The organism is Thiorhodococcus mannitoliphagus (assembly GCF_010915725.1).
Classification (GTDB): Bacteria; Pseudomonadota; Gammaproteobacteria; order Chromatiales; family Chromatiaceae; genus Thiorhodococcus; species Thiorhodococcus mannitoliphagus.
Genome location: NZ_JAAIJR010000092.1, coordinates 1 through 24,068, shown reverse-complemented (window position 1 = coordinate 24,068; position 24,068 = coordinate 1). Strand labels below are relative to the sequence as shown.

Sequence of the window (24,068 nt, the reverse complement as noted above, 5' to 3'; positions counted from 1 at the left end):
GCCGCGATCGCGCGACCGTCGCGGCGGGGCGCCGCTCCCACCGGTTGTGCGCTTGGACCAAAGGATGATCGAGGCCCGTCTGTGGCGTCGATCATCGTTTTGGCACTACCGTCTTCCGGGTGGACAAGCGCGGCGCAGTCCAGCGGCTTCGGAGCGGGATTCGGTGGACTTCGCTCTCGCTCGTCCACCCTACCGGCCCAACTGATGACAAAGGCCGGGGCTGTGACAGACTCCTAGGAGCCTGTCCGACTTGGAGGGATCGAAGCGAGGAAGTGGGAGAGCGAGGCCATTTCGTTCCGGTTTTGAGGCGCATAGTGGTTCTATGTAACGAAAAAGCGGGGCGAAAGGGACCCTTCTCCCGATTCCGCAGCCGATTCATCCTAAGGAAGCGCCCATCAATTGTTTCCCGATGCGAGCGATGCCGCCCGAGATCCCCCCTAGCCCCCCTTTGCGAAAGGGGGGAAGTTGTTGATGGACGCTTTCTAAGTCGGACAGGCTCCTAGACAGGGATTGAACCGGTCGGGCTCTCCGTCAGCTCTACTGAGTGAGCCCATAGAGCCTGTCATACTCCTGGCGGAGCAGGTCATAGTTATGGCGCAGCCGCTCGACGAGCTTTTCCCGAAGCTCGAGCTTTTCACTCAACTCATTGGCCTGCTCGATGTAACTGTCACGCGCGACGATCAGCTCGCGCACTGAGGCGCGATAACCGCGAATGGTCGTCTGTAGCTGTCTGATATAGGTCTCCAAATCCTCGCATTGGTGCGCCAGGAGCTTGAAGTTTCGTTTCGCAACCGAGGCCGACTTCAGAATCGCCTCGCCACAGCGTCTCGCCTCATCCAGGTCTTCACGCAGCTTGTCGTTGCCGTGAAGGGGAAGGAAGTCATCCAGTGTGGTCCGCAAGCCCTCATTGACATCCTGAAGGTGCTGATACTTTGCCTCGAAATCGTCCATGGTCTCGTGATTCGCATCCAGGCTACCGCGAGTCAGCCTGTAACGCTCGATCAGCGTCTCGATATGTTCGTCGATATGGACGTCGAACTCGGGCTGCAAGGACTCGATGCCAGGGGCATCAAGGCCGGCAGCATTCTGCGTTTCTCGAGACTGCGGTGACGGCAAGGCGCTCTCAAGTGCAAGGTCGTCGAAGCAGTTGTGGAAGGTCTCGAGCACAGCCTTCCAGGCGTCCTCGTCGTGCACTTGCCTGCAGCGGAAGGGGGAAGCCAATGCCCTGAGGTAGGCTGCGCGCAGGTCACAAGTCGCTGCGTCCGAACTCGCGCTAGCCTCGATCGCTTCGATGTCTCGACTCAGCAAGGCTGCAACCCGCGCGCTGCTATCGCTGACGGCGTCAAGCTGGCGCTTCAGCCGCCTCCACTTGACGAACAAAAGGATGCAGAGGATCAGGCTAACGGCCAAGGCCTCCGCGAGGCCGAGCGTCCAGACGTATTCTGTGAGCGACATGGCTGCTTGCTCAGTCCTCCTCAGTGGCGCGATGACGCCGACTGACGCGCCAACGATAGACGCCGATGGCAACGCCAATAAGCAGTGCAAGTGCCGCGTTCGCCGCAATGAGGATCATCACCGCCTGCTTTCTGACCTCGGCCTGGAGAGGACGCCCCCCATCGTCGACAACTGCGGTCAAGGGACTGTTGTGGCCAACCAGCTCGACAAAGGCTGCCTTGCTGCGCTGAAATTCACGGCTGTGCGCCGTCACTTCGATCCTTGCTGTGCCACGCTGCGTGAGCTGGACCCTTGCGCTTGCTTCGCCCGGCAGGTCGCTGCGCTCCAGCCGGATCTGCTTCACAAGGTGGCTGGACTCTTGAGTAATGACCGCGGTAAATGAAACATCTTCGCCGAGCTTTGGATCGAGTGTCCCACCGCGATAGTTGAGTCGGGCGCTCACCGCAAAGGGGTCGTAAACTTCGGCCACAAGCGGCGCCACAATCTCCAGCCCAATGGCGCTTTCCAGATACGCCTTACCGTCATTAGCGCCGCCGCTCACCTTCCAGGCGCCAGGTTCGGGCTGCGCGACGGTGATGTGATCAAAGCGAGATGAGCTTTGCCAGGTCATGCCGGGCTGCTCGCTCTCAGACGTCAGCTCTTTGCTGCTCGGGTCCGTAAGCCTCACGGGAGGATCCCCCGGGCCATGCTCGACCAGCAGCTTCAGCGCCTCGACTTCGGAGTCGATCTTCACCTCGCCGTCGCGAATAGGTGCCATCAGGGGTTGTTCGGCTTGCTCGAACAGGCTGATGAAGGCCTCTGGGATGTCATCCGCCGTCGTGGCACCAAAGGCGAAGCCTCCCGTTGATACGCCGAGAAGACGGAGAAACTCCAGATCGGCATCGGGCGAGAAAGCGACGCTGTAGACATGGATATGCGCGGCTTGCAGCTTCGGGATGAGACGCTGAAGAATCTCCTCACGCGCTGCTGCGGTCGCGTCTTCGGCGCCCAGGTTCATCTGTCCATCCGAGAAGAGGACGATGGCACGGTGGACGGCTGCGTCTTGGTCTGTCTTCGAGAACTGCCCATAGGCCCCGCTCAGTGCAGCCTCGAAATTGGTCATGCGACCATCCGTGACAATGCCGCGCAAGAGGGCGGACGCTCGCGCGGCCGTTTTCTCGGACGACAGCGGGCTGAGTGGCAGGAGCGAATCGGCGTCGACGCCAAAGGTCATGAGCGCCAAGCGATCATCTCGCCCCATTAGGGCGATTAAGAGTTCCGCGGCATCAAGACTGACGCGACCTGGATCATTGGCACGCATGCTCAACGAACGGTCGAGCGTCAGCACGACATCGACGGAGTCGGCGGAAACCCTAGAGCAAAGTACCAAGAGGAACACGCATAGAAGGCACATTGTGGCAGGCTTCGCTGTCACTTGTCTGTCTCCTCCTCAATCGACGGGGCATGCGCATCCGTGCGTTCGATTGGACATCACCGCACTGGCGTTGCGCGGAATGCCCCAGCCAAGCAAACAAGGGACGAGCCGCAGAATCTTCTGTGGATGCATCCTTAAGAGGCTGTAGACCTCATCAACGGCATGACCGTCTCAACCGATTGAATAGACGCGAGTATTAAGCCCATTGACGACACCCGCAGGGAGCCAAAACCTTCTCCGAATTTCAGGCGGTTGCGCTATTTTGTCTATGACCTCTTAGAGTATAGGACGAATCTCTTGCCGGTCGACCATGCCGCTCCACCAGCGATGTTGGTGGGAGCTGCGCCCCGCCGCGACGGGCGCGCGATCGCGGCGCGGCGCCGCTCCCTCCTCGCGTTGCCTGAAGGATGCGCGGCGCCTAGTCAAGCGACTGAGCGGTCCGATGATCGACACCGAGCGACGCTAGAGTGCCTTGGGCAATTGCCGGAAAATCTCACAGCAGCCTGGCGCTGGATCGAGGTTTGCCTGCGAGGAGCCGCGACGGGAGCATAGCCGGGCTCTGTGACCGCCGGTACGATCGGGAAGGCGTGCCTCGAGACAAGTCAGCGGATCGCATCGGATGCAGCAGCCAAGTTGGGGGCGTTGTGATCCTAAAACCGAGGGACACTCAAAGGAGCGGATCGCAGCGCTGCAGCTCCACGACTGAAGCGGAGATCGCGCGTCGAAGATCAGGAAACTCCGCCCGCGCGAGCAGGCCGCGCCGCGACCAGATGCGCCGCCAAGGCAGTGTCCATCGTCAAGGCGTGCTCCTTGAACCAGCCGGGAATCTGATCCACGACATAGGCGCGGGCGAGGCTGATGTGACCTTGCTGCAGCCGGCTACAGAACCAATCCAGCTCACCAAGGACACGCCGATGCTCATCGCGATGCTCGTCGCTTGCGCTGAAGGCCGTCTCGCGCATCATGACTTCTTCGGCCGCGAAATGAGCGTGGGTATGCTGGACCATCTCGCTGAAGAGATAGGCGAAGGTGGCGTTGCTGGCCTCCGCCATGCGGTTGACCAGGTCGACGAATTCGCGGTGGTTGCGATCCATGGCGGGCACGCCAAGGACATACCGCTCCTCAAAATCCTCAATTAGGGCCATGGCTCCTCCGTGGGCTTATGAGGGCGCCACGCCAGCCGAAGGCCGCGCGGGCCGGCCCATCGATCTGTGGTGAGCGACCCTGGAGCAATTGACGACAGGGCTTTAGGGCGCGCATGCGCGCCCTAAAGCTCTACCATAGCAAGCCCCTAAAATCAGAGGAAAGAGAAAATCACCCTCCTGAGCGTCCGAGCGAGCAGCGGCCTCGATCATCCTTTGATCAAAGGCCGAGTTGAGCCTCGGTCGTCAGTTGGACCTGTAGGGTGGACGAGCGAGAGCGAAGTTCACCGAATCCCGCGTCGGCGTTGGTGGACTGCGCTGCGCTTGTCCACCCTACACGACAGAAGACGACTGGCCGGAGCCATGATCGACGTCCTAGCAGCCGACCTCGCTGGTCTCTGGGATCAGCGTTGCAACGGCATCCGCTCGCCCAGCCGCGGCCAGCAAATCGGGCCAGTCGGCCTCGATGATCTCGACGTCCTTGGTCTTGAGAAAACGTCGCTCTTTCTCGGTTGGGTCCGGAATCAATGCCCAGCCGCCAGGTGAGCCCGCGGCATAGATGAGGTCGGACATGACCATGCGCTCGGTGTCGCGCAAGAAGCGCAGCCCAAGGAAGAGATACTGCTTGCCGACGCGATAACGCTTCACGAAGGCCGGGGCGCCGAAGCCGCCCATCAGCTCGGTTAGATAGTCGACATAGTCGGCATCCGAAGCGATATAGGTTTCATCCGGCTTGGGGCTGCCCATGGGCTTGAAGAGCACTGGCAGGCTCGGATCGACCTCTGCCTGATCGACCTCTCGATAGGCCTCACCATCATAGGCGTGGATGCGAAAGCGATAGTCCGTTCCGCCAGTGCGGGCGATCCCGCGGATAAGCGTGTGCGGCTGGTCCGCATGGGAGTCTTGCAGCTGCAGATCGCGATTGATGTCGATGACGTAGGGCGGACGGATCTCCTGGATCCAGTCATGCAGCGGCGAGCGCGTCCAGGTGCGCTGAGCATAGGTCGCATTCAGAAAGCGATGAACGGCACTCCGCCCTCGCTTGAGTTCGACGTCCATGGCTGCGCGCGGAAACTCCCACATGAGGCGCGGAGACATCGGCTTGCCATTGTTCATCGCGATGATGAGGCTGTCGCTATCCGCCGGCATGGGCTCGTTGGTCGTCGTGTCGACGACCCCCTGTAGAGCCCCAGGACCGAGGTAAGGAACGAGTTCGCCGCGAGCAAGCTGATCTGCGAGGATTTCGAGCGTGACTGTCATTACGGGTACTCCTGAGCAGTCGAATGATCCGATAACTCAGCAAATAGCCTGCCAATCAACACGGAGACAGAGGCTGGGACGGAGGATGCCCCTGTAGCCCGCTGCTCGCAGCCAAGCCCACAACCCAGGCGCACCGACGCGATCAGAGGCGACAGAGCAGCAGGCGCGCCTTTGTCGACGAAACCCATGGATCTTGTCGCCTTTGCAACAAGATCCGCGCAGCCTCGAGCAACGCGGCTCGAGGCCTCCTCAATCCCGCGGCTTGCGCTTGAAGGGCTTCCCCTCCTTGGCAAAAGCAGGCGGCTTGCCGCGCGGCCCAGTGGACCCGAATCCGCCCTCATCAGAGTCGCTTCGCCCTGCCCAGCCTCGGTTCGCACCCTCGGAGAGCAACGAGATCCGCAACGCCTGTCCGCAAACGAAGACGCGCTTGAGGTGCTTGAAGATGTCGCGTGGCATGCCGCTGGGCAGGTCGACCACCGAATGGTCGTTCTGAATGTTGATACGACCGATGTAGCGCCCTTCGAGGCCGGACTCGTTGGCGATCGCACCCACGATCTCGCGCGGCGTCGCGCCGTGCTGGTGCCCGACCTCGATGCGGTAGCTGACCAGATCCGAATCATCAGGACGCGCGCCCGAGCGCTCGCGATCCTGCCGCGGTCGGCGTTCGTCGCGATCCGCGCCACGCCCTCGGCCACGACCGTCCGAACGCTGGCCGCGGCCCGCGCGATCGTCAGACCTGTCGTCACGACGCACCGGGCGGATCGGATCATCCTTGACATCAAGGGGACGCTCGCGCTGCCCGAGATAGGCCAAGGCGGCGGCGACGTCCATCATCTCGACCTCCTGCTCCTGGGTGATGCGCGCCAGCAGCCGGTAGAAGAAGTCGAGATCCTGCTCGGTCAGTGTCTTGAGGATCTCTTGGGTAAAGCGGTCGATGCGCGACTCGGTCAGCGCGGCGGCCGAGGGCGGATCCATGGCCGGCACGCTGCGGCGGATGATGCGCTCGATGGCCCGCAGCAGGCCGCGCTCGCGCGGCTCCACCAGCAGAATGGCACGCCCCGCGCGGCCCGCGCGCCCGGTGCGGCCGATGCGGTGCACATAGGCGGAAGGATCCGTCGGGATATCGTAGTTCACGACATGACTGATGCGCTCGACGTCCAGACCGCGCGCCGCCACGTCGGTCGCGACCAGGATGTCGAGCTGACCCTGCTTGAGGCGCTCGACGGTGCGCTCGCGCATTTCCTGATTCATGTCGCCGTTCAGCGGCTCGGCGGCGAAGCCGTGCGCCTTGAGCTTGTCGGCCAGCTCGGTCGTGGCGTTCTTGGTGCGCACGAAGATGAGCATGCCGTCGAAGGGCTCCAGCTCCAGGATGCGCGTGAGCACATCCATCTTATGGAAACGCGTCACCACGCAGTGATGCTGCTCAATGGTGTCGACGGTCTCGGAGTCCGCCGCAATACGCACCTCGACGGGATCCTTCAAGCGGTTCTGGGCCACCCGGCGAATGGCTGGCGGCATGGTCGCCGAGAAGAGGGCGACCTGGCGCTCGGCCGGGGCCTGATCGAAGATCCAGTCGATGTCCTCCGCGAAGCCCATGTTGAGCATCTCATCGGCCTCGTCCAAGACCAGAGCGCGAATGCCGTCGAGCTGCAGCGTGCCACGGCGGATATGGTCCATGACACGGCCCGGCGTCCCGACGATGACCTGCGGATTGCGTTTGAGCTGGCTGAGCTGGAGCCCATAGGCCTGACCACCATAGATGGGCAGGACATTGAAACTGTTGAGGTTGCGCGCGTAGCCCTGGAAGGCCTCGGCCACCTGCAGCGCCAGCTCGCGCGTCGGCGTCAGCACCAAGACCTGAGGACGTCTAAGGTCTGGATCGATCAGGCTCAACAAGGGCAGCGCAAAGGCCGCCGTCTTGCCAGTACCGGTTTGCGCCTGACCGAGGAGATCACGACCTTCTAGCAGATGGGGGATGCACTGGCGCTGGATGGCCGTCGGGGACTCGTAGCCAAGTTCTTGCACGGCTTTGGCAATAGCAGGCGATAGACCGAGCTCGTCAAAGCCGGTGCTCGTGTCGGGGGTGTCCATGGTGGAGGCCTCTCGAGAGGAAAGTCGCGGCCGGGGTGAAGGCCAGTGGGCCAGCCGAGTATAGTGCCGCGCAAGTAACAGGTTAGTATCTATGATTTGTCGAAGTTAAGCAAGCCTGGGGTCAGGTCTCGCATTGTAACAACCGAACTGGATGCACGCTCGTTGCGTCGCGGCAAGACTAGCCCCCGGATCGAGTGTGCGGGCGCGCATTATCACATCAACTCGCGCAGTGATTGGTGCAAACCCATCTACAAGTGACGAGCAGGATCGGGAAGCGTCCTTGGGATCGCCCAGTCGGCCGAGGCGACTTCTATCCTGACGCTGGGGGGCTTTCTTCAGGCAAAGCGACGTGGGAGCGGCGCTCCCACAGCGTCGAATGCCACTGTTCTCAGGCCTGATCTGCTTCAGCCGTCCGGAACGCATCAAGAGCCTTGATTTATCGCCCGAAGCAAGGTGAAAACCAGCGTCTTTAGAGGCTGTCTGACAAACCTAGTAGAGGCGACTCTAGTCGCCCTTAAACACTGGCGAGAGGGCGAATGAATTCGCCCCTACAGCTCGGGCGATTGCGATATTCAGACAGCCTCTTAGGCGATCAGATTTGTCTTTGAAGCCTTGGCCAAATCCCGACGACCAGACTGCGTCGCGCGGACGCCCTCTCGCTCGCGGGATGCTGATCGGTTATTCGCTGACTGGGGTTCGGGTTGCCGCAGAGGTATCCGTCATTTCGTGGTCAGGGCGCTGGGAGGACTCAGGAAACGACAGCCATTCCAGCAGGGCGCCAAAGAGGTTTTCGGGCTCCACCGGCTTCGCCAGGATCGCATTCATGCCAGCCTCCGCGCAGGCGCGGCGATCCTCCTCGAAGACATTGGCGGTCAGGGCGAGGATCGGCTTGCGCTCCCAGCCCGGCAGGGCGCGAATCGCGCGTGTGGCCGCAAGACCATCCATCACCGGCATCTGCACATCCATCAGGATCAAGGCGAAGTCGCCGGCCTGGGCCTTGGTCACGGCGGCGCGGCCGTGCGCGGCGGTTTCCACGCTCAGGCCGACCGCCTCGAGCAGGGTGCAGATGACCTCGCGATTGATCTCGACGTCTTCGACAAGCAGCACGCGCGTCCCGCTGTAACGCTCCTGCAGGCGCGCCTCGACGGCCTTGACGGTGGGCAAGTCCTGCGGGGCCTTTGCCTGCGTGTGCCTCAGCCTGGCCGTGAACCAGAAGGTGCTCCCCGAGCCGGGCAGGCTCTGCGCCCCGGCCTCGCCGCCCATCAGCCGCGCCAGCTCGCGGGTGATGAAGAGACCCAGGCCACTGCCGCCGTAGCGCCGGGTCGTGGAGCTGTCGGCTTGCTCGAAGCGCTCAAACAACCGCGCCAGGGTCTTGGCGGGAACCCCAACCCCCGTATCCTGGACTGAGAAGTGCACCAAGACCCCGTCGCGATCCTCGTCCAGGGCCCGCGCTTGCAGTTGCACGGAGCCGCGCTCGGTGAACTTGACCGCGTTACTGGCATAGTTGAGCAGGGCCTGACGCAGCCGCGTCATGTCCCCATGCAGCCCGTTGGGCAGGTTCTCGCAGATCACCCGAACGCTGAGCCCCTTGGCGTCTGCTGAGACCTGGATCATGTCGCGCACCTGCTCGAGGAGGGCGCAGACGGCAAGCTCCCGTGTCTCCAGGCGCAGGCTATCGGACTCGATCTTGGCCAGGTCGAGGATGTCGTTGAGAATCGACAGCAGATGACGACCCGCCGTATCGATCTTGCCCAGCCGCTCGGCTTGGGCCGGAGTCAGCCCAGAGCGCTGCAACAGGTGCGCGAACCCCAAGATGGCATTCATCGGGGTGCGGATCTCATGGCTCATATTGGCCAAGAAGGCACTCTTCGCGCGGTCGGCGGCCTCGGCCTCGTCACGCGCCTGAATCAACTCGGCGGTGCGCTCCGCCACCAGGGATTCGAGATCGCACCGATAGCGCTCCAGCTCGGCCGCCTGGCGCTTCTGCGCGGTGATGTCGCGTACCGTGACCAGCAACGCGGTCTGATCATGCCAAGCGATGGGGGTCAGCAGCACGTCAGCGTCGAATGGCGTCCCGTCCAAGCGTTGGTGCTGCCATTCAAAGACATTGGAGTCTTCGCGCAAGGCGGTGGCGATCATTTCGCGCGCTTTATCGGCAGAGCGGCGACCGTCGGGCTGGTAGGCTGGCGAGACGTCCCAAGGACCATAGGCGGTAAAATCCGCCAGCCGCGCACAGCCAAAGAGCGCAAGCGTGGCCGGATTTGCGCCAACGAAGGACCACTCCGGCGGTGCCAAGATCATCATGGCATCACGGGAATCCTCGAACAGACGCCGATAGCGGGACTCGCTCGCGCGCAGCTCGGCGGTGCGGGCACGCACGCGCTCCTCCAGCGTCTCGTTGAGCCGGCGGACCGCCAGCTCGGCTTCCTTGCGCTCGGTGATATCGGCCGCAATGCCCGCCATCTGCTGGAGATGGCCCTGCGCATCACGGATCGGCGCCCCCCTGTTTTGAATCCAGCGCACCGCGCCGTCCGGGCGCTGGATTCGATACTCCAGATCCCACTCGCCCTCGGCATGGCGCTTGAGCGCGGCCAGCACGCGCTCGCGGTCCTCGGGGTGGACGGCATCGGTGAAGGACTGCGGCGCGGCCTCGAGGCTCTCGCGGCTGCGGCCCCAGATGCGCTCGTAGGCGCCGTTGATGTAGTGCATCTTGGTGATGCCTGGGTCGCTCAGCCAGACGACATCCCGCAGACTCTCGGCCAGGGCGCGGAAACGCTGCTCGCTCGCCTGGCTGGCCGACTCGGCGGTCTTGAGCGCGCTTAGGTCGAGGATGAAGGCCGCGATCTCCTCCTCAGGGCCTGGCAGCAGGGTCAGGGCGATAGCGACGGGTACGCGGGTGCCGTCGCGCCGGAGGTATTCCTTTTCGAACGGCATACAGTCACCGCGCGCGAAGACCTCCTCCAGGGCTTGCTCGTCGATCGCATGCCACTCAGGCGGCGTGAGCGCACGCCAGTCCACCAAACCCTGCGCGTACTCCTCGCGGCTGAAGCCGATCAACCGCAGGTAGTAGTCATTGGTCTCCAGAATTTCGCCGCAGGCGTTGGCGATGGCGACGCCGACGATGTTGGCATCGACGAAACGCCGCAGGCGCGCCTGGGCGTGGGCCAGATCCGTGACATCGCGGGCGATGCCGAGAGTCCCCATGACATCTCCCTCGGCATCACGGAGCGGCGCCTTGAGGATCTGCAGCTGACGTCTGCCCGCAGGTGTCTCGATGCCGCTGTCGTAGGTCAGTGGCCGCTGCTCGACCATGACCTGACGGTCGAAGGCCATGCGTTCCGCCGCGTCCTCAGGAGGGAAGAGGACGGTGTCGTCGTGACCGAGCACCCGCTCGAGCGGCCGGCCCACAAGACTACAGGCGGCACGGTTAGCGAGCAGGTAGCGGCCCTCGCGATCCTTGGCGAAGATGGCGTCCGGAGAGGCATCGGCGAGGGCGTCGATGAGATTGAGGGCGCGCAGACGCTCGGCCTGCGCCTGCTGGACATTGGCGGCGAGACGTAGCTGACGACCTATCAGGGCGAGGGTGGCCCCCACCAAGATGAGCAGCAGCACCCCCGCCAATCCGATCCAGACGGATTGCTCGATCGCGGGCGCCTCGATCTCGGCGCGATCGAGCTTAGCGATCAGCTGCCAGTCGGTATCGGGAATGGTCTCGGCGACACCCATGGACTGGACGCCACGATAGTCTTCGCCAGTGACCGGCTCGCCAGGCTGAACCTCGCCACGCAGCACCTGGGCGGCCAGCAGCCTAGGCATCGCTGCCGACAGGCGCGGAGCCAGCGCCATGTCCGCCTGGTAGCGCAATGCATTGAGAAAGAGGACGTGCTCCCCGTCACGCCGAAACAGCAGCGCCTCACCGCTGGCGCTGGGGAGCGGCCAGCCGAGCAGTCGTGGATAGAGCCAGTCCGAGAGGTCCGCGTGCAACACAACTAGGGGCGCGGGCGCGGGCAGGTCGAGCGGCGCGATAAAATCCAGACGCACATGTCCGGCTTCATCCAAATAGGGACCAACGCGCAGGACCTCGCCGCCACGTACGGCCTGCCGCGCGGCCGTCAGCAGCGCTGGAGCCTGCTCGCGCGGGGCCTGGGGCGTGTGCCAGATCGCTCGGGCCGAGGTATCAAGCAGACTGACAGCCGCGAAGCCGTGCTCGCTCACGAAACGCTCCAACCGCACCAGCAAACGCCCACGGCTGTCCGCATTCTCCCCCGCCTGCCACTGGGCGTACTGCTCAGCATAATAGGAACTCGAGCGGATGAAATCGGCATCGTCGCGCCGCTGGCCGAGCCAATCGCCGATCTGATACGCCTTGAGTTCGGCAATGGCCTGCAACCGCGCAGCTGCCAAGCTACGACTCTCTTCGAGCCGCTGCACCACAGACGTCGCCGTCAAGGCCAAGATTCCTATGGCGAGGAGCCCGAACAGCATCGCTGGCTGCCAGCGCTGGGTCAGCAGTGGTTGGCTCCCGGCTTGCGGGCTCTCGAGATCGTCCATCATCGTCGTCATCGCAGCTTCCCGTTCATCTGGCCGGCGTTTGGCCTTCTTGGGCGGAACACATCATTGTTGCCTCGCGGGCCGCTCAACACATTCTCCCCCTGTTGCTCGACCGGCTCAGAAGGCTGGCAGCAAGGTGGCACAGGTAGCGTACAACAGCCTTGGACCAGGTCGCATCTCCGACAACGGAGGCAACTTTTTTGCTTCGCCGCGCTCGAAGCGATAGCTGAAAAATGGCCTTGAGCATCCTCCGCGGGCCGCGGGAGCAGCCCGAACCCGGGGTTGCGGCACTCCCCGCCAACGCGGTTCCCTTCGCGTGCAGCAAGGAGGGCTGCGCGGTTCGGATAGGCGAAGGGGGGCTCGCCGCCGTGGTCACAATCTGGTTGCAACGTCATCAGAAACGGCTGAACGGGGCCAAACTTCAGCGGCTGTCTGACAAACCTCGTAGAGGGCGAATGAATTCGCCCCGGCTCGGGCGATTGCAATATTCAGACAGCCTCTCAAGATCTCGAACAACTTCAATATCTCAAACAACTCAGAGTGGCATTTCCACTCGCACGTCATCACCTGAGACTCCGATCCCAGTAGCTGGAAAAATTCCCATGACCGACACGACCGACTCACGCGGCACCGCCGTTCCCAGCAATCGACTGAGCCGCCTCTGGCACCTTGGGCGTGCCACCGGCGACCTCGCCGCGGGCGTCGGCTTCAAGGGCCTCATTGACATCGCCCGCACCCGCAACGGCGGACAGCCGGCGCGGATCCAGCTCTCACCCGAGCACACGCGACGCTTTACCGAGCGTCTGGCACGCATGCGCGGCGCGGTGATGAAGATGGGGCAACTCATGTCCATGGACGGCTCTGACATCTTCACGCCCGAGGCGGCCGAGATCATGTCCGCGCTCAGAGACCGCTCCGAGCCCATGCCCTTGAGCCAGCTCTCTCGCGTACTGGAAAGCGAGTACGGGGCCGGCTGGAACAAGCAGTTCAAACGCCTCGAACTCACGCCCATCGCCTCGGCCTCCATTGGGCAAGTGCATCGGGCCGAAACCAAGGACGGCCGCCGGCTGGCGCTGAAGATCCAGTTCCCCGGCGTGCGCGAGAGCATCGACAGCGACATCGACAACCTGGCCTTTCTCGGGCGCTCGCTCGGCATGGCGCCCAAGGGCATCGACATCGCCCCATTCCTGGACGAGGCCCGTCGACAGCTCCACCGCGAGGCCGACTATGCCGCCGAGGCGGACGCCATGGATGCCTATCGCGATCGGCTCGGTGACGACGCGGACTTCTTCATTCCGAGCGTTCACCGCGATCTGACGACACCCAGCATCCTGGCGATGGATTTCGCCGACGGCGTCCCCATTGATCACCTCGCCGGACCGGACTACCGCAGCGCCGAGCGCGACCGTGCCGCGACCCTGCTGATGCGACTGACGTTGCGCGAGCTGTTCGAACTGAACCTAGTGCAGACGGATCCGAACTTCGCGAACTACCTCTATGACGCGGACAGCGGTCGTATCGTCCTCCTCGACTTCGGCGCGACCAAGCCCGTCTCACCCGAGCTGGTGGAGCAGTTCCGCAACCTGGCGCGGTCCGCGATCGCGGAGGACCGCGACGGGGTACGCGCCGCCTGCGTCGGGCTGGGCTATGTCGGGGAGACCGATCCGAAGCAGCACGTCGAAGCCATGATGGATCTGCTGCAGATGGCCTCGGAGCCGCTGAAACATCCGGGGCACTACAACTTCGGCACCTCGGACCTCTTCGAGCGCGTCTACCACAGCGGTCGGGACCTGTTCCACTCCGGCGTCTTCACCACCGCGCCGGACCCCGAGACCATGTTCCTGCACCGCAAGTTCATGGGCTCCTTCATGCTCTCCCGCCGCCTGCGGGCACGCGTCGATCTGTCGGAGATGGCGCGGGACTGCATCGGGCCGATGCCATCCTGACGACTGATGCGAGCGCGGTCGGTCGGTGGGAGCGGCGCCTCGTCGCGGCGGGGCGCCGCTCCCACCGAATCGAGCGGCTGCGGTGCTGTTCCACGGTAAGCCCAACATAGGATCGGGAAGGACCATGCTGGCCATCGAGAACCTCAGGAAACGATTCGACACCGCCGCCGAGCACCCGCTGTTCGAGGGGGTCTCGCTGACCCTAGCGCCTGGCCAATCCGTCGCCGTCATGGGCGAGTCCGGCGTCGGCAAATCCACCCTGCTCAACTGCATCGCGGGCCTGGAATCTGTCGACGGCGGGCGCATCCGACTCCGTGACCAGGATCTGACGGCCCTCGACGAGGACGGCTTCGCGCACCTGCGCCGGCGCGACTTCGGGTTCGTGTTCCAGGCCTTCCATCTGCTGCCGCATCTGACCCTGGCCCAGAACGTCGCGCTACCCCTGTGGCTGCTCGATCAGGACGACGCCACGGCCGACCGGCGCGCCCGCGCCATGCTCGCGCGAGTGGGACTCGCAGCGCGCGCCGACGACTGGCCGCGTCACCTCTCGGGCGGCGAGATGCAGCGCGTAGCCATCGCCCGCGCCCTGGTCCACGAGCCCGCGCTGGTGCTCTGCGACGAGCCGACCGGCAACCTCGATCCCGAGCGCGCGACCGGGGTGCTCGGACTGCTGTTCGAGCGCATCCAGGACGCTGGCGCCATCGCCATTATGGTCACCCACTCGCTCGCAGCGGCGGCCCACGCCGACCGCACCTTGCGCCTCACCCCAACCGGGCTCGTCGATGCGACGGTGGCCCCATGAGTTCCGCCTTACGGCATGTCTTCCTCGCCAGCCTCTGGCGCCGGCGTCTCGCCACTACCCTCTCGCTCCTGGCGATCGCACTGGGTGTGGCCCTTGGATTGACGGTGCAACTCATCCATTCGGCCGCGCTCGACGAGTTCGGTCGCGGCATCCGCCTGCTCAATGGCGCTGCCGATCTCCAGGCACTAGGCCCACGCGATGGCTTCAGCGATGCGCTCTACCCCATGCTGGCCCGAAGCCCGGCGGTCGACCAGGCGAGCCCGCTGCTGGAGATCGAGGCCCGCCTCCCCGATCGCGATGAGACCCTGAAGCTCATCGGCATCGATCTGTTCCGCGTCGGCGCGGTCACGCCCGCGCTGCTGCCGATGGGCGAAGACCCGGATGAGCGCGCGCCCGCGAGCGGCGGCCAGCTCGACGCCCTGCGCCCGGACGCCCTCTTTCTGAGCCCGGCCGCGTCCGCGCACCTTGGGCTGGGGCCGGGGGATCGGCTGCGGGTGCAGGTCGGCACCCGCGAGCAAACCCTGCGCATCGCCGGCGGCGTGCCGGGGGCGGGGGTCGGGCAGCGGCTGGCGGTGATGGACATCGCCGCGGCCCAGCAGACCTTCGAGCGGATCGGCCTCATCACCCGCGTCGACCTGCGGCTCGCGCCGGGCGTGTCGCGCGCGACGGCACAAGCCCAGCTCGGCGATCGGCTGCCGCCGGGGGTCGCGCTCCTCACGCCCGAGGACGCCTCCTCCGAGACGTTGGGGCTCTCGCGCGCCTACCGGGTCAATCTCACCATGCTGGCGGCGATCGCCTTGTTGACCGGCGGCTTCCTGGTCTTCTCCACCCAGTGGCTCGCGGTCGTGCGCCGACGCCAGGAGTTCGCCTTCCTGCGCGCCATCGGGCTCGACCGCGCCGAGCTGCGGCGCGGTCTGCTCGCCGAGGGCGGCGTGCTCGGGCTGATCGGCGGCCTGCTCGGCTGTCTGCTGGCCTATCTTCTGACCGCCCTCGCCTTCGCGCTGATCGGCGGCGACCTGGGGGCCGGCTTCTTCCGTGGGCTCGCACCCCAGGTCCAGTTCGAGCCGATCCTGACGCTCATCTATCTGGCGCTGGGTGTGCTCGCGGGGCTCGGCGGCGCCTGGCTGCCGGCCCGCGAAGCCGCGCGGATGGTGCCCGCACGGGCCCTGCGCGCGGGCGATGAGGCCGAGGTCTATCGGGCGCGGCCACGCTGGCGCACGGCACTGGCCGCGCTCGCCCTCGCCGCCCTCTGCTGTCTGCCACCGCCCATCGGCGGCGTGCCGGTGTTCGGCTATCTGGCGGTCGCGCTGATCCTGACGGGCGCCATCCTTAGCCTGCCGGGTACAACCGCCTGGGCCATGCCCCGTCTGCCGGCCGGTCGCTCGACCCTGTGGCGCCTCGCCCGCGCCCGCCTCACCGCCGCGCCGGGGCAGACGGTCGTGGCTGGTGCCGGCGTGGTCGCCAGTGTCGCGCTGGCGGTATCGATGGCGATCATGGTCGACTCCTTCCGAGGCTCGGTGGACGACTGGCTGACCCGGTTGCTGCCGGCCGATCTCTATCTGCGCGCGTCCGACGCGAGCGCGAGCGGCTATCTCGACGCCGAGGCGGTGGCGCGGGTGGCCGCGCTGCCGGGGGTCGCGGCGGTGCGCCCGGTACGTTTCGAGACCCTGCGACTCAGGGAGATAGGGGGGGAAACCAGCGGCGAGGCGGGGCACGCCATGGCACTCATCGCCCGCCAGGTCCGCGCCGACGGCGGGCTGCCGCTGGTCGCCGGGACCTTGCAGCCCCCGACCGGGCCGAGCGTGCCGACCCCGGTCTGGATCTCGGAGGCCGCGGCCGACCGCTTGCGCCTCGGGGTCGGCGACGCCGTCACCCTGCCCTTGGGCGAGCAACCCCATGGCTTCCAGGTCGCCGGAATCTGGCGCGACTATGCCCGGCAGCAAGGCTCGGTGGTCATCGAGATCGCGGACTATCGCGCCCTCACCAACGACAGCCGCACCAACGACCTGGGCCTGACGCTGACCCCCGGGACCGCGCCCGAGCCGGTGATGGCGGCGATCCGTGCCACCCTCGGCGAGCAGCAGAGCGAGATGATCCTCCCAGGCGAGCTGCGCACCATGGTCCTGGAGGTCTTCGACCGGACCTTCCTGGTGACCTATCTAATGGAGGCGGTGGCGATCCTCATCGGTCTGTTCGGCATCGGCACCACCTTCGCCGCACTGGCGACCAGCCGGCGCAAGGAACTCGGCATCCTGCGCCACCTAGGTCTGCGCCGCCGCCAAGTCGGCACCCTGCTGGCGACCGAAGCCGCACTCTCCGCCCTGGTCGGGGTCGCCATTGGTTTGCTCGCGGGCGGAGCCATCGCACTGGTGCTGATCGAGGTCGTCAATCGGCAGAGCTTCCGCTGGAGCATGGACCTGCAGCTTCCCATCGGTCCCCTGCTGATCTTCAGCCTCGCGATGATCCTGCTAGCCGCAATCGCCGCGCGGCTGTCCGGCGCCCAGGCGATGCGTCAGGACGCGGTCCTCGCGGTCCGGGAGGATTGGTGATGAAACACAGACGACGAGACGCACTCCAGACGATCCTCGCTGCGGCGCTCTGCCTGGGACTGACCCTGCTCGGCGGCGCGGCAGCCAAGGATTTCGCGCCCGTGCTCGAAGGGCATCGACTCGCCTTCCCCGAGGACAATGGCGCCCATCCCAAATACCGCACCGAGTGGTGGTACATCACCGGCTGGCTGACCGATGCCGAGGGGCACGACCGGGGCTTTCAGGTCACCTTCTTCCGTGTTGGGACCGGACTCGGCGCCGACAACCCCAGCCGCTTCGCACCGCGTCAACTCATCCTCGCCCATGCCGCCATCGCCGATCCGGCCACCGGGCATCTGCTGCACGCCGAGCGCGCCGAACGCGCACTCGATCCACTCTCAGGCGCCAGCGTTGGAAACACCCACGTCTGGATCGACGACTGGTCCCTGAGCCAGGAGAATGGGGTCTACCAGACGACCATCCACTCGGCGTCTTTCGATCTGGAGTTGACCCTGACGCCCCCCGGCCCCCCGCAGCTCAACGGTCGGGATGGCTTCAGCCAGAAGACCCCGGACCCGGCCAACGCCAGCGACTACTACAGCCGCCCTCAGCTCGCGGTCGAGGGCGGGCTGCGTCTCGCCGACCAAGACCTGCGCGTCAGCGGACAGGCCTGGCTGGATCACGAGTGGTCGAGCCAGATCCTTCCGGAGACCGCCCAGGGCTGGGACTGGATCGGCATCAACCTGAACGACGGCGGCTCACTGATGGCGTTTCGGATGCGCCATCGTGACGGCTCGACCCTCTGGGCCGGCGGCACGCTGCGCCATGGCGATGAGGAAGCGCAGATCCTCTCCCCCGATCAACTGCACTTCGAGCCGGGGCGCCGCTGGCAATCCCCCCGCACCGGTGCCGTCTATCCGGTCGAGTGGGTCATCGAGATCGACGGCAGACAGCTCACCCTGAGCCCCTTGATGGACGACCAAGAACTCGACGGGCGCCGTTCCACCGGCGCAGTCTATTGGGAAGGCGCGACACGTCTGCTCGAAGACGGGCAAGAGATCGGACGTGGCTATCTGGAGATGACCGGGTATTGGCGGCGGCAGACCGGGCTGTGAGCCGGAGGGCGGCCTTGTTTCACCCAAGTCGAGCAGACCGCGAATGACGGGCCGAGGGAAAGCGGGCTCCAAGACACGCCCTTGGCGGTCATCCATCGAGCCTGATTTCTTCAATGAGCACGATCGACCTTCGGTGATCCTCGGCACGAGCAGGGACACTGAGCGGCCAGCGGAAGTCAGTCCGGTCGTGGGTTCCGGGTGAGACCCGGGCGATGATTCCGGACCATCGGACGCGTTGATCGAGTGGCAGAACACAGCCAAGTGCAGCGTCGGCGTTCCGCTTCTCTGAGCAACTCCTCGACGCCGACCAGAGCGCTCAATGACAAACCCAAGTTGAAGGCTGGCTCGGGACGGCCCACCGGACCCTTCGGCGGAATAGCGTGGTGTGTCTCCGTTTTCTCCGACGGCTCGCGGTTCAGGTTCAGCGACTGGTCGGCCTTCAAATCGCTCCAGTCGATCAGGATCAGCGGTTCGGCCACGCCGGCGAGCAGCCGCCGCGCCAACGCGGCATAGACCCCCCTGGCATCGCGCTGAAGCTGCGCATTGCCCAGCAGCCGGCCGGCCCGCTTGATGCCAGGCGCTGACGTTGGATGCCGACCGGCAGCCGCGCGACACAGGGGTGTAGACTCGTTAGGGCATGCATGGGGGGCTCCTCGGGTTTGGTCGCCCGCGGTGGACCAGGCGCTTCTTCCCTCAGGGCATCGGTCTTCCCCGATCTCGCAGCGAGTCGGCGCTCCACGAATTCCCGGACAGCCACTTCCGTCCAGGGGGTCTCTTCGGGGCTGTAGTCAGTTCGTTCTATTCAGGCCCGCCAGTTTGGTCGCCACCCAGATGGCTCCCACCGCCGCGTCCTTTCGGACCCATGCCGGCCATGGTTTCTACATCCGAGCACCCCGCAGTTCGTTCCTCCCCAGGGTCCGGATAGGCTAGGCGTCCGAATCGAGCAATTGACGCCAGGGAGACTCTCACTCCACAAGATTCGTCGCCTTGTCGGCTGCTCCGCGGAAATTGACCCTCGGATTCCCTGGCTCAAATCCCCCCGAATTATCAACTTATCCTGTCACGCACGCCCTGAGACTCGCCCCTCGCCGGGGTTATCAGGCGTTATCGCCCGGATTCGCCGGAACTATCAAGTTATCAGGGCGCGGGCGCCCTGGTAGGTGTAGGAGATCCGGAAATTTGGGCGAAACAGCCCGAAAAGTCGGGTAATATCGGGATATCAGGGCTTATCGGCCCAGATACTAATGGTTATGCGACAAAGTCACAATTCAAAGGAACCATATGGAAGCCTCGACAACTATCAGAAAAATGATGGCTGGCAACAAAATTGTTGTGCCTGCGTATCAGCGTGCGTATTCATGGGAAACTCCGATAGAAAAATCCGATAGAAAAACACAAACAGATGTATTTTTATCGGATCTAGAAGAATACAGCCGAAGCAATGCAAGCAGTCCATATTACTTTGGCCATTTTCTTTTTGAAGAAAAGGATCAATTTCTTAATGTTATAGACGGTCAGCAGCGTCTAACAACTATTGTCATTTTTTTGGCCGCATTGTTTGCCAAGCTGAAAACAATAAGAGCGCTATTAGAGGAAGAAGAAATATTTTACGAAGATATGGTAAAACGTAGAAGCGAAATTCGTTTTTGGACTGTGGACTACGATAATCAGCTTTTTAAAGATTACGTTTTAGACCAAACCAAATCTGACAACAATGGTCTAGAAACTGAGTCTTCTAGGCGTATTGTCAGGGCATTTGACTATTTTAGAAAGCAATTATCCGAAAGCTCCGAAAATTATCTCTCCAGAATGCTGGAGATCATTGGAGGTGCAACTTGCACAACACATCCGGTTCAGAATGAATCTGAAGCAATACAGATGTTTATATTTCAGAATAGTCGTGGCAAAAAACCTTCAAATCTAGAGATCATGAAGGCGCAGTTCATGCATAATGTTCATTTACATGGCGACGGCAAGGATGAAGCTGAATCATTAGTGATAGAAATAAAAGATCGGTTTGAAAAGATTTACAAGTCTATATCGTCGATCGAATACAGGATCAACGAAGATGACGTCTTGCTATATACCCTTAGAGTCCATTTCAACTCGCTTTGGGAAATAAACTCTCTTGATAAGATCAATAAGATATTGGCTGGGGAAGATTCAATCAGTTTCATAAGCTCCTTTACAAGATCTCTCTCTGCTAGCTTCGAGCATCTATCACAGTTTTTCGGTAAAAATGAAAGAGACAATTTCGCAATTCATTCGCTTATATCTTTGGGCGGAATAGCCATTGCCTTTCCGTTTGTGATTAAGGCGTATAGATATGGTTTGCCTCTTGATGAAATTGGAAAACTTTGTTCTTCTCTAGAATCATTGGTCCTTAGACATCGCCTTATTGGTACGCGCGCAGACATTACCTCAAGAATTAACGACGTTTTTGAAGAGTTCACTGAAAACCATAAAGACATTTCGTCGATAATCAAGCGCATTGAATGGATGAAGACGACTACCGACTGGTGGTGGGCTTATTGGAACAATGACAAATTTAATGAATCACTACAAGGAAGCATCAATCATTCGGTTGGTAAGTACCTTCTCTGGAAGTATGAAATTTATCTAGAGCAGCAAGGTAAGGCAGGTTATTCGCCAACTCGGTTTGATAAAATAATTAGCCCAGAACTGGAACATATTGCACCACAAACAGAGAATCCGGAATCGGGTTACGATAAATATGATGAAGAGTTTGTAAACGAATATGTCGATTGCCTTGGAAATTATTTGCTTATTTCAAAATCGCACAACTGTTCTGTTGGGAACAAACCATTTACAGAAAAGCGATCAAGTTATACACATTTAGAACAACAAAGAGAAATTCAAGAAATGACTAAAAGCGATCCGAACTTGACAAGAAGCTTGATCCAAATAAGAAAAGAGAAAATTATTAATGTGCTCATGGCAGAGTGCTAATATGGCATATTAAAACCATCCAGCGGACGCGCCAAAGGCGCGCGCCGCTGATGGTTGCCGTTGGGCGCTGGCAGGGTGCAAGCTTTGTAACATGCTTATCTCCAGCAACGGAATACGGATCGCATTTAAAACGTGATTGACTTCGAGTGGGACACAAGCAAAGCCGAATTGAACGTCCGCAAGCACGGCGTGTCATTCGAGGAAGCAAGCACAGTCTTTTCAGATCCCTTCGAACTCACAATATCCGACCCGGATCACTCCCATGGAGAGTATCGGTTCTTGAACATTGGTCGCTCAGAACGTGATCGCCTTCTTGTGGTCTCATATACTGAGCGTCACCCCAATGCGATCCGCATCATAAGCGCCAGGGTCGCGTCCAGATCAGAAAGGCGAATTTATGACTCCAGATGCCAGCGATGATATGCGTGCCGACTACGACTTCTCGGAGGCCGTGCAAGGCAAACATCACCGAGCCTACCAAGAGGGTACGAATGTCGTACTTTTGGAGCCTGATGTAGCGCGTGCGTTTCGTGACTCTGCTTCTGTAAACAGGGCACTGCGGTTACTCATGGAACTGGCACGCGACCAATCGCCAAAGAACGCCCAACAATAGGCTCGGCGCCGACCCAATACCGCGCGGGCAACTCCACACAAACTTGCAAGGCCGTGCCAGCGCGGTATTGGGCGGGCCAGCCAAGCCGTTGGGCTTGCAAAAAAGATGCTGCAGCGATTGAGACAAGTTGAATGTACTTTGAGCTACAAGGACTCATCGAGGACATTGAACCCATTGCAATTGGTAGCAGCATCCGCGACCTTTCCCGGCTCAAGGAGCAGTTTGGCGCAGGTAGGTGGCGGAAACTCAAGGGCACGGCAAACGTCAAACTCGACAATGGACACGTTCGGCGGGCTGAGGTCTTGGCACGAGGCCCTCGGAATTGGGAAGCGGAAAATGAAGATCAAACGTTTTCTCGACTGAGTCTCCAACTATGGCCGATTCTCCAGCGTTATTCGCCCTGTGCATCGATACTTCCGCTGCAGAAGGCCTTGAGAAGGGCAAAGTGTATCAAGTGCTTCCAGACAGTACCGCCGAGAAAGAAGGGATGCTGAGGGTAATCGATGAGTCTGCCGAAGACTACCTCTACCCTTGCACATTCTTTGTTGCCCTCGATCTTCCACAGAAAGCCCGTGATGCTCTTGCGGTCAGAACATAGCGGAAGAAATTTCGCCCAACAAGCCCGCCAGCCCGACGCCAAACTGCGGCTGGCGCTTCGTGCACCGAAAGCACGCTTACGCCTGGAGGTGATCTATGAACCTGCATCCTCAGTTTATGGGGCAGGAAGGTTCCGAAGAGTACGTCGTCCTTCCCATTTAGGAGTTTCGCGCCCGTCGCGGAAGCTCTCGAAGACTACAGGGAATGCGCCAGCTCAACGGCGTTTATACCCAAGCCACGAATCGACGCCATGGGCTGGTGGGGCACCTCTTCCAGGGCCGATTCAAGGCCATTTTGGTCGAACGAGATGCCGACCTTCTGGAGCTGGCGCGGTACCTGGTGTTGAACCCGGTGCGCGCCAGGATGGTTCGGAAGCCAGGCGACGGCCGGACAAGCGTCCGGCACCGCCTGGCTGGAGACCGACTGGTTGCTTGGCCAGTTCGGTCCGGAGCCTTCTCGCGCACGGGCCGGTTACGCAGTCTTCGTCCGCGAGGGAATCGCCCAGCCAAGCGTCTGGGACGGGCTGCGCCACCAGGTCTTTCTCGGGAGTGAGGCGTTCGTGCAGCGCCACTGCGTACCGTCCATGCCTGCGGAGCGGCTGCGCGAGATTCCACGCGCCCAGCGTCGGTCACTTGCTGCGCCCCTCGCGGAATTCGCGCATCGCTACCCCGTCCGAGCCGAGGCGATGGCACGGGCCACCGGAGCGGCGTCTACAGCATGCGGGAGATCGCCGATGACTTCGGCGGCCTCGACTCCACCGTCGGTCGAGCCGTACGCCGGTTTGAAAACGGGATTGAATCGCCAGTGGACCTACCAGCAAAGCCGAAGGGTGCTTGATTGCAAGACCTGACCCGACGCCTCCTCGACCCTCCTCCAGCACCCCAAGGCCACATGACGAACTCCAAACGCCTGCCCCATCCTTCCAAAGAAGCGACCGCACAGATGCCCGTCTTCGACGGTTTGCCGCTGAGCCAAATTCACCTGATCGAGGCGCCGGCTCAGATCGAGTTCGCCATGCAAAGCATCTCCGAGGCGGAATTCATCGGTTTCGATACCGAGTCCAAGCCGACCTTCACGACGGATGCCGTGCGAGATGGGCCGCATGTGGTGCAGTTCGCCACAATGGAACAGGCATTCATCGTCCAGATCGGCCCGGCAACCCCGATTGACTTTCTGAAGAGCGTGATCGAATCGTCACGGATCGTGAAGGTCGGCTTCGGGCTGAACTCCGATCGTGGTCCGCTCAAGGAAAAGCTGGGACTGCGACTCGGGGCCTCCGTCGATCTTGCTCAGGCCGTGCGCAAATTGGGATATCGTCAAGCCGTCGGGGCCAAGGCAGCCGTGGCAATCGTACTGGGCCGTCGGCTGCAGAAGTCGAAGAAGACCAGCACGTCCAATTGGGCGCTGCCCATGTTGCGCCCAAACCAACTGCTTTATGCGGCAAATGATGCCTATGCGGCCCTCGCGGTGTTCGAGGCAATGGGCCGGCCCTACAGCGCGCCACAATTGTTACGTCCCGCGCTGATTTAGGGAGAGCGTCGCGACCTATTTTGGGTGAGACGCAAAGAAAAGTCCCGAGCTGGC

14 protein-coding genes are annotated in these 24,068 nt (G+C 62.2%); 8 read left to right on the top strand and 6 right to left on the bottom strand.

Annotation, left to right across the window (positions count from 1 at the left end; genetic code table 11):
* Window positions 1-537: 537 nt before the first annotated feature.
* From G3480_RS18645 to G3480_RS18620, 6 genes are all read right to left on the bottom strand, one after another.
* Complete coding sequence (locus G3480_RS18645) at window positions 538-1,455, bottom strand: coiled-coil domain-containing protein (protein WP_164655395.1); 918 nt, start codon at window positions 1,453-1,455, stop codon at window positions 538-540.
* A 10-nt stretch (window positions 1,456-1,465) separates the two neighbouring features.
* Window positions 1,466-2,848 carry a vWA domain-containing protein gene (locus tag G3480_RS18640; protein ID WP_164655394.1) on the bottom strand — a complete coding sequence of 461 codons (1,383 nt, stop codon included), beginning with the start codon at window positions 2,846-2,848 and terminating at the stop codon, window positions 1,466-1,468.
* Window positions 2,849-3,597: 749 nt separating this feature from the next.
* Entirely contained in the window at window positions 3,598-4,014 is a 417-nt protein-coding gene (locus tag G3480_RS18635) for a bacteriohemerythrin (protein ID WP_164655393.1), read from the bottom strand.
* Between the two features lie 372 nt (window positions 4,015-4,386).
* Window positions 4,387-5,271, bottom strand: a complete 885-nt coding sequence (locus tag G3480_RS18630) for an SIR2 family protein (RefSeq protein WP_164655392.1) — start codon at window positions 5,269-5,271, stop codon at window positions 4,387-4,389.
* A gap of 249 nt (window positions 5,272-5,520) precedes the next feature.
* On the bottom strand, window positions 5,521-7,362 hold the full coding sequence (locus G3480_RS18625; RefSeq protein ID WP_164655391.1) for a DEAD/DEAH box helicase: 1,842 nt from the start codon (window positions 7,360-7,362) through the stop codon (window positions 5,521-5,523).
* 678 nt (window positions 7,363-8,040) lie between these two features.
* Window positions 8,041-11,925 carry a PAS domain S-box protein gene (locus tag G3480_RS18620; RefSeq protein ID WP_164655390.1) on the bottom strand — a complete coding sequence of 1,295 codons (3,885 nt, stop codon included), beginning with the start codon at window positions 11,923-11,925 and terminating at the stop codon, window positions 8,041-8,043.
* A 590-nt stretch (window positions 11,926-12,515) separates the two neighbouring features.
* On the opposite strand from G3480_RS18620, the gene G3480_RS18615 reads away from it, so the two are divergent.
* The 8 genes from G3480_RS18615 to G3480_RS18580 all read left to right on the top strand — a co-directional run bounded on the left by G3480_RS18615 (window position 12,516) and on the right by G3480_RS18580 (window position 24,014).
* Entirely contained in the window at window positions 12,516-13,859 is a 1,344-nt protein-coding gene (locus G3480_RS18615) for an ABC1 kinase family protein (RefSeq protein WP_164655389.1), read from the top strand.
* Between the two features lie 124 nt (window positions 13,860-13,983).
* Window positions 13,984-14,661: an ABC transporter ATP-binding protein gene (locus G3480_RS18610; protein WP_164655388.1), complete on the top strand. Its 678-nt coding sequence runs from the start codon at window positions 13,984-13,986 to the stop codon at window positions 14,659-14,661.
* Window positions 14,658-17,210, top strand: coding sequence for an FtsX-like permease family protein (locus G3480_RS18605; protein WP_164655387.1), 2,553 nt, complete (start codon window positions 14,658-14,660; stop codon window positions 17,208-17,210). Before G3480_RS18610 ends, G3480_RS18605 begins: the two co-directional genes overlap by 4 nt.
* Window positions 17,210-18,304, top strand: a complete 1,095-nt coding sequence (locus G3480_RS18600; RefSeq protein WP_164655386.1) for a lipocalin-like domain-containing protein — start codon at window positions 17,210-17,212, stop codon at window positions 18,302-18,304. The genes G3480_RS18605 and G3480_RS18600 overlap by 1 nt, the downstream gene beginning before the upstream one ends.
* 1,281 nt (window positions 18,305-19,585) lie before the next feature.
* A complete protein-coding gene (locus tag G3480_RS18595) occupies window positions 19,586-21,274 on the top strand; it encodes a DUF262 domain-containing protein (RefSeq protein WP_164655385.1) in 1,689 nt (562 codons plus the stop codon).
* Window positions 21,275-21,406: 132 nt separating this feature from the next.
* Complete coding sequence (locus G3480_RS18590) at window positions 21,407-21,694, top strand: BrnT family toxin (RefSeq protein WP_338114176.1); 288 nt, start codon at window positions 21,407-21,409, stop codon at window positions 21,692-21,694.
* Between the two features lie 566 nt (window positions 21,695-22,260).
* Window positions 22,261-22,485, top strand: a complete 225-nt coding sequence (locus G3480_RS18585) for a hypothetical protein (protein ID WP_164655384.1) — start codon at window positions 22,261-22,263, stop codon at window positions 22,483-22,485.
* A gap of 836 nt (window positions 22,486-23,321) precedes the next feature.
* On the top strand, window positions 23,322-24,014 hold the full coding sequence (locus tag G3480_RS18580) for a 3'-5' exonuclease (protein WP_164655383.1): 693 nt from the start codon (window positions 23,322-23,324) through the stop codon (window positions 24,012-24,014).
* Window positions 24,015-24,068 lie beyond the last annotated feature (54 nt).